We start from the raw sequence: 2,700 nt of genomic DNA, 5'->3' as shown, positions 1-2,700 counted from the left end.
TGTCGAAGGCTGCCAACGAAGTGTTGCGCATGTACAAGCTTAAACTTGATTTCCCGGAGACGACGCGCGTGCTGCACGACAAGACCGCGAGTGCGATCCCTGTCGGCGAATTCTACCACGGTGTCTATCACACGGTCGTGGTGGCGCCGGCCACGTCCAACACGGTCGCCAAATGCGTGCATGGCATTTCCGACACGCTCGCCACCAATGTCTTTGCCCAAGCCGGAAAGTGCCGTGTGCCAGCCATCGTCTTTGCTTGCGACACCGCGCCGGAACTCGAGACCCAGGCACCGCACGGGCTGGTCAAGGTCTATCCGCGCAGGATCGACCTGGAAAATACCAAGCAGTTGAAGAGTTTTGAGCGGACCCAGGTGGTCGAATCGCTCGCTGATCTCGAAGCCTCGCTCACACGGCGCCGGGCCGAACTCGCAAGCGATGGCTGAGCGGCTGGTTTTTCTTACCGGCCATCTGGCCAAGGCGCGGCTGAAACGGCTGCTGGCCGGGCTGGGCAGTACCGAATTCGCGTGGGAAATCGTCGACGTCGGCGTCAAGGTCGCCGCGCTGATGAGCGAGGACATTGTGAAGCGTCGGCTCACTCTGACAGGAGACGTCGACCGCGTCGTCCTGCCCGGACGCTATCGGGGCAACATCGAGCACCTGTCGGAGCATTTCGGCGTGCCCTTTGTGCGCGGCCCCGACGAGATCGCTGACCTGCCGGCCTTCCTTGGCCGGGCGGGCAAACCGCCGGATCTGACGCGTCACGATATGCGCATCTTCGCCGAGATCGTCGATGCGCCGATGCTGTCGGTCGAGGCGCTGATGGCGAGGGCCTCGATGTTGGCCGCGGCCGGCGCCGATGTCATCGATCTGGGCTGCCTGCCGGAGACGCCGTTTCCATTGCTGCCGGAGGCTGTGCGAGCGCTCAAGGCACGGGGATTTATGGTCAGCGTCGATTCGGCCAGCGTGGACGAACTGACGATCGGGGCACGCGCCGGCGCGGACTATCTTCTCAGCCTCGATGAGAACACGCTGCCGTTGATCTTCGACCATAGGGCTACGGCAGTGTTGATACCGTCCACGCCCGGCGATCTGGATTCGCTCGGCCGGGCCATCGAAGCCGCTCAAAAGGCCGGCGTTGCCTTCATTGCCGATCCCGTGCTCGACCCGATCCATTTCGGCTTCGCCGTTTCACTCGGGCGCTTCATCGAGGCGCGGCGCCGCTGGCCGGACGCCGAATTGCTGATGGGTACCGGCAATCTCACCGAATTGACCGACGCGGACAGTTCCGGTGTTACGGCCGTTCTAGCGGGACTCTGCTCGGAACTCCGGATCCGAAACGTGCTGGCGGTGCATGTCAGCCCACACACGGTGCGGACGATCGAGGAGCACGATATCGCCCGCCGCGTCATGTTGGCTGCTTGCACGGACGGCGCGTTGCCGCGCGGCTATCACCCAGGCCTGTTGCAGGTCCACGATCGCAAGCCTTTCACAGCCTCAACCGACGATATCGAGGCATTGGCGGCCCAGGTCCGCGACGCCAACTTCCGGATCGCGGTAGCGGAGGACGGCATCCATGTTTTCAATAGCAAAGGGCATGCGGTTGCCACGGATGCGTTCGAACTTTTTGCCGGGCTGGACGTCAACGCCGATGGCGCACACGCTTTTTACCTCGGCGCGGAACTGATGAAAGCGGAGATCGCGTGGCGCCTCGGCAAGCGTTATGTGCAGGACGAACCGCTCGCATGGGGCGTTGCCGCGCCGGCTCCTGAAACCGACCGTACCCGTCTTGCCGAGCCGGGCCAGACGCTCCGCGCAAGGAAAGAGCGCTAGACCATGCCCTACATTCGCGAATCGATCATCACGACGGTCAACAAGGCAGGCAACGTCCACATCGCGCCGATCGGCATCATTGCCGAGAATGACGGCTGGGTGATTGCACCGTTCCGGCCGTCGGTCACGCTCGACAATCTCGCCGAAGTGCCATTCGCCATCGCCAATTATACCGACGACGTGCGTGTCTTTGCCGGCTGCCTGACAGGCCGCAAGCATTGGCCAACCGTTCCGGTTGACGGGTTTCCGGTGCCGAGGCTCGAGGCGGCGCTGGCGTATTCGGGTCTCGAAGTCCAGGCGGTCGATGACAATGGCGTGCGCCCCCGCCATTTCTGCCGCGTGGTGCGGGAGGAAGCGCTCGCGCCGTTCACCGGCCTCAACCGAGCCAAGGCGGCAGTGCTTGAGCTGGCCATCCTGGTCAGCCGGCTCGGCATGCTGCCGCGCGATAAGATCGAGGCGGAAATCGCCTACCTTTCGATTGCCATCGAAAAGACCGCAGGCGAGGGCGAAAAGGAGGCCTGGGGCTGGCTGATGCAGCGTGTCAGCGATCACTTGACCGCCAAAGGTTCCGGTAGCGAGGACGCGCGGGGTTAGGCCGAGCGCCGCACCCTGCTTACAACGGATATCCCGCCAAAAGCGCTATCGCGGACGCGGGGGCCGCGCTGCTCGCTTGCCCGCGAACGGTGTCATCGGCGGGGATGATGTCGGCGAAATCGACGTAGCTGCGTTCCATGCGTTCGGCCAGTCGCCTGATCTGCCAGCGACCGATTCCGGCGCCGACGATCGGGACATGCCGCGGCAAGGTCCCGGCAACCAGAGACGCTGCATCGTGCACTTTGCGCAGTTGCTGCTCGCTGAACCAGCGCGCGA

Annotated in this window: 3 protein-coding genes and 1 pseudogene; 3 read left to right on the top strand and 1 reads right to left on the bottom strand. The window is 63.8% G+C overall.

What is annotated here, in order from left to right:
* The 3 genes from EN893_RS28000 to EN893_RS27990 form a co-directional block, all read left to right on the top strand.
* Positions 1-443 (top strand): flavoprotein (locus EN893_RS28000; RefSeq protein WP_128361950.1); only part of this gene is annotated, 443 nt, incomplete at its 5' end.
* Positions 436-1,830, top strand: coding sequence for a DUF6513 domain-containing protein (locus EN893_RS27995; RefSeq protein WP_127268112.1), 1,395 nt, complete (start codon positions 436-438; stop codon positions 1,828-1,830). The genes EN893_RS28000 and EN893_RS27995, both read left to right, overlap by 8 nt.
* Before the next feature lie 3 nt (positions 1,831-1,833).
* Positions 1,834-2,424: a DUF447 domain-containing protein gene (locus EN893_RS27990; protein ID WP_127268113.1), complete on the top strand. Its 591-nt coding sequence runs from the start codon at positions 1,834-1,836 to the stop codon at positions 2,422-2,424.
* Positions 2,425-2,443: 19 nt separating this feature from the next.
* Here EN893_RS27990 and EN893_RS27985 read toward each other — a convergent pair.
* Positions 2,444-2,700 (bottom strand): annotated as a pseudogene (locus tag EN893_RS27985) (hypothetical protein); the annotation flags it as partial.

The sequence above is a fragment of the Mesorhizobium sp. M7A.F.Ca.CA.004.04.2.1 genome (genome assembly GCF_004022825.1).
Classification (GTDB): domain Bacteria; phylum Pseudomonadota; class Alphaproteobacteria; order Rhizobiales; family Rhizobiaceae; genus Mesorhizobium.
This window is presented reverse-complemented; position numbering and strand designations above follow the sequence as displayed.

What these genes read in the sequence shown, in the direction of transcription:
- EN893_RS27995 (WP_127268112.1), top strand. Translation starts at nt 436, where the DNA reads ATGGCTGAGCGGCTGGTTTTTCTTACCGGCCATCTGGCCAAGGCGCGG.
- EN893_RS27990 (WP_127268113.1), top strand. Translation starts at nt 1,834, where the DNA reads ATGCCCTACATTCGCGAATCGATCATCACGACGGTCAACAAGGCAGGC.